The sequence below is a fragment of the Candidatus Jordarchaeum sp. genome (assembly GCF_052745115.1).
On the sequence record NZ_JBRAKS010000235.1, the window covers coordinates 1 to 6,046 of the forward strand.

A 6,046-nucleotide genomic window follows, 5' to 3' on the forward strand; every position below is an offset into this window, starting at 1 on the left:
GAACCGAACACCATCTGGAAGTGTCCTAGATGGGTAAGTTTCGGACAACGGTTTGCGGTTACCAGTTCACCGAGAGTTTGAACTTCACGGAAATGAGGGTTGAGTCTCAAATAATCTCTACGACTCTCGATCTATATTTTGAGGGTTTCTCAGTTAGAGAGATTAAGACCCAGATTTGTAAGATTTTCAGAGTTAACGTCAGCCAAGTTACAATTTGGAACTGGATTAAGAAATATTCAGAACTCGCTTATAACTTTGAAAAGTTGCATGGAACATTAAAGAATAGAACGAAATTTACTAAAGGGCTTAAAGAATCCGACGCCGTTAGCGTTCTTCTAAAGGGATGGAGTTTTCACTACAATTGCGTTAGATGTCACCAGAATTTAAACGGAAACACCCCAGTTCAAGCCTCTGGAATAGAAACAGAGACCAATTGGCACAAACTCATAAAGGAAGCGATAAATAACAGGGTTCAGAATCAATTGGCTTATGAAAGTTTTGAAGATGGAGGAAAAGCAAATCAAACGATAACTGAACCAATCACTGTTATGGTGAGAACATGAAGAGAGTTTTAGTTAGCTTGCCAAATGGCGTTAAAGAGATGATAGATGAGCTGAAGGGAAAAATGGGGGAGAGCGATAGCGAAGTTATAAGAACCATAGTCATAGCCTATCTCTCAGAGAAAGGCTTTCTCAGTAAAAAGAGGGAAAAAGAAAAATGAACAAGAGAAATAGGAATTCGGCAAAGGAAGTCGCTGAGAAACTGGATGTTTTTGATGATGTGCTAGACACCTTAGTTGAGCTCTTAGAAGAAAAAGGTATCCCTAACCCATGAGGAGTGGGAAGTATGAACAAAGAAAAGGATTGAAAAAAGCATGAAGCTAAGGAGTTATAGAGATGTCCAATTTTAAGCGCAAGGGAACGAGAACAAGCAGATTTGGCGTTTCAAAAAGGGAGGGGCACGACTCAACTCCCTTTTACAATAGTAGGTTGTATCAAAGCTTAAAAGTAGATGAAAAGAAACCTGAAGTTGAGAACCCAATCCCATCTGAAATCCTCGATAAGGTCTTATGTCAAGATGCAAGGGAAATGAATAAAATCCCTGACTCAAGCATTCACCTCATGGTTACCTCTCCCCCATATAATGTGGGAAAGGAATATGATGAAGACCTCAGCTTAAATGAATATTTAGAGTTGCTTAGAGATGTCTTCTCAGAGACTTACAGAGTAATGGTCAACGGTGGAAGGGCATGTGTAAACATAGCTAACGTTGGAAGAAAACCGTATATTCCATACCACAAATTCATAATCGACACTATGTTAGACGTCGGCTTTCTCATGAGAGGAGAAATAATCTGGAATAAAGGTGCAGGAGCAGGGGTATCTACCGCCTGGGGCAGCTGGTGTTCCGCATCAAACCCAACTCTGAGAGATGTCCATGAATACATCCTGATATTCTCGAAGGGAAAATTTTCAAGAAACAGCAAGAATAAGAAGGCTACAATAACAAGAGACGAGTTCTTAGAGTTCACGAAGAGTGTCTGGGAGTTTCCACCAGAGTCTGCGGAGAGGGTTGGTCACCCCGCCCCCTTCCCTATAGAATTGCCTTATAGGTGCATTCAGTTATACACTTTTGAGGGCGAGGTGGTTTTAGATCCTTTCTGTGGCGTTGGAACAACATGTATAGCGGCCATAAAAATAGGTAGACACTTTATAGGCATAGACGTAAGCAGTGAATATGTGAAAATAGCAAGAAGAAGGATAAGTGACTTTCTATCCCAGATGAAGCTGCCCTCTTTTATATAGCGATTCCCCTTCTCCAGTAATTAACCCATTTTTGGTAAGGATCAAACTCTATTTCGGGCTTTAACCAATATATTTGTATTAGTCTAGTTTTTTGATGTGTCATGAGTCTATTTAGGGCTTCCCTGCTGAACTCAACCCCTCTGGGATTTGTTCCCGGCTTGGGCAGTTTGAGGTATCTCTCTTGCCCATGCTTCTGAAAACTTCTTGCTGAACTTCAAGAGGAATATGGTAAAGTCCCCCCAAACCATTCCAGTTGACTTGCGCTAACAACATATCACATTTAGGCTCGTAACCCTCAAGAAACTCGCGAGCTTTCTTAGCGTTCACAGTCCATATAGCCTTAACGCCACCTGAACCCGTAATCGTCTTTATAGACAAAGATTCACCGAACAACTTGACGTCAACAGCGTACTTAGTGATAGGAATTTCCGTTTCAACGTTTTCCCTCCCAAATTTGTAGATTAGCAACGCTATGAGGACACGCTCTCGAAACGTCCCGACCTCCATTCCGACTTTTCCAGCTCTTGAAACCTCAAGTTCGGCAAGCCTGAAAAGGTAAGGAAGCAACTCCCTAATTTTATCGATGAGTTTTTGATCTTCAAATATTTCAGATAATCTGGTCATTAACCTACACCGCAGATTTGTAATTGATTCCACTCTACCTTAACACTCTGTAACTCTTTAATCAACTCTTCCCTCTTTTTTGCATACTCCTTTACGACTTTTGCGAAAGCTTTACCTATGTTTTCCTCTAATCCCAGTTTAGCTAATTTTTTGGCTAGACAGTAAGCTCCCTCTGGAACTATTACGAAATTATAACCTTTCCCTAGCATCTAAACCCACCTTACTTTTAAATGGTTGAAAACGTTTTATATAGATTCTTAGGTAGTGTCACTGTTTCATTCTCCTTGACATTCCGTAGGTCGTTAGTTCTTTTTTAGCCCCTCACATTCCAAATTAGGAAAGAAGAAAAACCCCAAGATTTAACCTTTTCAGTCGTAAGGTTCGCCGTAAAAAAATAAGCACACCGCCAGACAAAACTTTACGAATAAAGTGATGACACAACCGATTTTTACCATTCATACCATAAACAAGTTTGGTAAAGGTTGCAAACAATAGCTGGCGAAGGTTTCGAGATTGAGCTGGTTTTAGGCGGAATTGCAATAGGTGTCCCCCTAGCTAAGGGAGCATTATAGCTTTCAGAGAGAAGCTACAAGGAAGGGTTGAGAAGCGAGAGACTAGCTTCCAAGGGATTTTTAGGAATTTTTAGATGCGCCCGAAGGGGGCCTAGTTTTGGTAGAGGGTTTTGAAAGAGGAAGAGAGGTTTGGCAGGTCTTCCGAAACTAGAGTGGAACGTCTACGACCTTGAACAGGATTATCGAGAACTTAAAGCCGCAGACACAGTTTCGCAGAGTAGGATTAAGACGATAGAGGATGAGATTGAAAAACTAAGGACTCGGATAGAAAAGTTGAAAAACGAGGCCTCAAGGAAGGTTCCGGTACTTAAGCGAAAAGTTGAATGGTTTATTAAAAGACTTGTCGCTAACACCAAAAGGGAGTAATTTTTATACATATTAAAGTGTCTCCTATAAGAAACATTCATATCAACGAAAAACGAACTAATAATATTCCCCCTACTTGATGAGCCCCTTCTCCTTAAGCAGATTAGTTATATACGTTTTTCTATCGGGGATCTCAACAACTTTCTCCTCAGGCTTCCTCACAAGCTTTATGGCCTCCTGGGGACAAGTGGGATAGCAGACACCGCATCCCACACATCTTTCCTCGTCCACTACTGCGAACTCGTCTACGGTTATCGCCCCCACAGGGCAGCGCTCGGTACAGGTTCCGCAGGCAGCGCATAGGTCGGGGTCCACTCTGCTTACATAGTTTGATTTTGCTACAGCCCTAGGAAGGTTCATTTCCTTGAGCATCCGGAAGAAGATGCAGCAACACCCACAGCAGTTACATATTGTAGTTATTTTCCCCTGATGATTATCCGTCATGTGAACCAGGCCTTCCTCATTGGCCTTTCTCAAAATCTCTATGGTTTCTTCCCGGGTTACCTCTCGGGCCATATTGTGCTCCACCATGTATTCACCCATACTGTCAAAGTGGAGGCACACCTCCGTGGAATGGTTGCATCCATCACCGGTGTAGCTTGCAATCTGTCTGCAGGGGCAGTGAGCCACGGCAAAGTAGTTTACCGGTTTGAGAAGCTCGATGACATCTTCAAAGGGGGTTACCCTCGACTCGGGTGATATAGCGATATTTACCGGTATGATGCGAAAAATGATTTGCTTCCTATCACCCATTTCGTAGGCGAACTTGTTCTCAAAGTAGTTCCGCCAGAGGGGAGCAAGCTTTAGTGTTTTCTCATCCTTCTTTCCAGGCCAGAAGGGTGTCTCCCAAAATCCCACCACAGAGGGGAGTAACCGGTAGAGTCTTTTTCCCTCTTTCTCTATCGCTAAGACTGTTCCTCTGTCCGCCATGGCGTCAAGCTTCTTCCTGAGGGTTGCCGGGTCTTCCTTTAGATTGGCGGCTATCTCCTCCAGAGACTTGGTAACTACGGGCAGTTTAAGTGCCAGTTCAGCCTCCTCGGGGGTGAAAATGTTTTTAAGGATCTCAATGGCTCCTTCGCTCTCAGGAAACCCAATAGGGATATTGTCAAGCTTCTCTCTCAGCTTTCTATAAACCTCACTCAATGATTAATCCTCCATTCAAATACGGTGACATAAATCGTATTTAATTATAAGCCTTTTTAAAAAGCTTACAATTTTTGTACAAAAAATATTTGTTAACTGAGCATTTCCTTATTTTAAGGAAGTAAAATTAGTATGGAGGATACTTGATGAAGATTGCAGTCATAGGCCTAGGCGGTGTAGGAGGATATTTTGGAGGAAAACTCGCTTTAAAGTATGCTCTAACAAAGGAGCATGATATTTATTTCATAGTCCGTGGCAAACATTTAGCTGAAACCAAGAGAAACGGGCTGAAAGTTATTAGTCCAGGGGGTGATTTTACTGCGATACCCACTATTGCTACTGATAATCCTAAAGACCTGGGTTCATTAGAGGTTGTTTTCTTCTGTGTAAAGACTTATGATCTTGAAAATGCGGCACTGCAGTTAGTAAACAATATCGCTGAAAAAACAGTAGTTATCACGTTATTAAATGGGGTAGATAATGCAGAAAGATTAAGAACTATGCTGCCCAAAGGCATTGTACTTAATGGATTGGTATATATTAGCTCTTATATCGAGGCACCTGGTGTTATTAGACATCTGGGCGGCCCCTGTCGATTAATATTCGGTCCTGAAAACGGTAATATAGAAAATTATCAGTATATTGAGGATTTTTTAAGGAACGCTGATATAAACGCCGAATTAACTAATGATATTACGGTACAGGTGTGGACTAAGTTCATTTTTGTGGGCCCGTTGGCGGGCATTACCTCACTTTTACAAAAATCTTTTGGATCTATAATGGGAGATGAAAAAAGCAAGGAAATGTTGGAGGGGATGATGAAGGAGGTTGAATCAGTAGCAAAAAAGAAGGGAATAGCTTTGCCACAGAACATTGTTCCTTTATTATTAGAAAAGGTTGGTCACTTTCCTCCCGAGACAAAAACCTCAATGCAGATGGATTTCGAAAAAGGCAAAAAAACAGAAGTGGAGAGCTTGATCGGCTATGTGGTAAAAAGTGGAAAAGAATTAGGTATTAAAACGCCACTACATCAGAAGCTATACAACGAACTTCTTTTGTTAAATAGACCTTAGGCGTAATTAATACTTCCGGAATTTTTTCCGTTTTCAATCGTCTTTTATCACAGTTTTTGCATTTTTCGGTAGGGTTTCTGAAGGATTTTAAACTTTTTCGCACCATTTCTGAATTAAAAATAATTACACCTAAGGTCTAATTTGTTTTTAAAAATTGGCTGGAATCTTGAATTTTCAGCCACTCATTTGCTTTGGGCCGAAGGGGCAGGAGGCATCAGGTCCCAGCCAGTCTCCGCCAGTTATGTATGCGGTGTATCTGCATCCGCCGCATATCCCGTTGTACGCGCATTTTTTGCAGGAGCCTTTTAGCTCTTTTCGTTTTCTAATATAGTTTAGTGTTTCATTGTGAACCCAAATTTCTTCTAGGCTTTGTTCCAAGAGATTTCCAAGTTTTATTGGAGCAGGAACGCAGGGTTTACAACAGTAGGAAGATTTAATACTAAATAATACCATATATGGCTAT

8 protein-coding genes and 1 pseudogene are annotated in these 6,046 nt (G+C 41.4%); 5 read left to right on the plus strand and 4 right to left on the minus strand.

The features are described 5' to 3' along the window. Positions 1-29 precede the first annotated feature (29 nt). The 3 genes from ACUVXA_RS14645 to ACUVXA_RS14655 all read left to right on the plus strand — a co-directional run bounded on the left by ACUVXA_RS14645 (position 30) and on the right by ACUVXA_RS14655 (position 1,805). Positions 30-563 (plus strand): integrase core domain-containing protein, encoded by a 534-nt coding sequence (locus ACUVXA_RS14645; protein ID WP_445872023.1) that lies wholly within the window; start codon positions 30-32, stop codon positions 561-563. Then, complete coding sequence (locus ACUVXA_RS14650; RefSeq protein ID WP_445872024.1) at positions 560-721, plus strand: CopG family transcriptional regulator; 162 nt, start codon at positions 560-562, stop codon at positions 719-721. The genes ACUVXA_RS14645 and ACUVXA_RS14650 overlap by 4 nt, the downstream gene beginning before the upstream one ends. Before the next feature lie 175 nt (positions 722-896). After that, positions 897-1,805 (plus strand): DNA-methyltransferase, encoded by a 909-nt coding sequence (locus tag ACUVXA_RS14655; protein ID WP_445872025.1) that lies wholly within the window; start codon positions 897-899, stop codon positions 1,803-1,805. On the opposite strand, the pseudogene ACUVXA_RS14660 reads toward ACUVXA_RS14655, so the two are convergent. Both ACUVXA_RS14660 and ACUVXA_RS14665 read right to left on the minus strand, forming a co-directional pair. Continuing rightward, positions 1,798-2,429 (minus strand): annotated as a pseudogene (locus ACUVXA_RS14660) (ThaI family type II restriction endonuclease). The gene ACUVXA_RS14655 and the pseudogene ACUVXA_RS14660 overlap by 8 nt on opposite strands. Continuing rightward, entirely contained in the window at positions 2,429-2,638 is a 210-nt protein-coding gene (locus ACUVXA_RS14665; protein ID WP_445872026.1) for a hypothetical protein, read from the minus strand. The pseudogene ACUVXA_RS14660 and the gene ACUVXA_RS14665 overlap by 1 nt, the downstream one beginning before the upstream one ends. Before the next feature lie 492 nt (positions 2,639-3,130). Here ACUVXA_RS14665 and ACUVXA_RS14670 point away from each other — a divergent pair, with 492 nt between their 5' ends. Then, positions 3,131-3,367, plus strand: coding sequence for a hypothetical protein (locus ACUVXA_RS14670; protein WP_445872027.1), 237 nt, complete (start codon positions 3,131-3,133; stop codon positions 3,365-3,367). 72 nt (positions 3,368-3,439) lie between these two features. Here the strand turns inward: ACUVXA_RS14670 and ACUVXA_RS14675 are convergent, their stop codons facing one another. Continuing rightward, entirely contained in the window at positions 3,440-4,510 is a 1,071-nt protein-coding gene (locus ACUVXA_RS14675; RefSeq protein WP_445872028.1) for an ATP-binding protein, read from the minus strand. Positions 4,511-4,656: 146 nt separating this feature from the next. Between ACUVXA_RS14675 and ACUVXA_RS14680 the strand changes: the two genes are divergently transcribed. Beyond that, positions 4,657-5,583 (plus strand): ketopantoate reductase family protein, encoded by a 927-nt coding sequence (locus ACUVXA_RS14680; RefSeq protein WP_445872029.1) that lies wholly within the window; start codon positions 4,657-4,659, stop codon positions 5,581-5,583. 174 nt (positions 5,584-5,757) lie between these two features. Here the strand turns inward: ACUVXA_RS14680 and ACUVXA_RS14685 are convergent, their stop codons facing one another. Further along, on the minus strand, positions 5,758-6,036 hold the full coding sequence (locus ACUVXA_RS14685; protein ID WP_445872030.1) for an SPASM domain-containing protein: 279 nt from the start codon (positions 6,034-6,036) through the stop codon (positions 5,758-5,760). Positions 6,037-6,046: the final 10 nt, after the last annotated feature.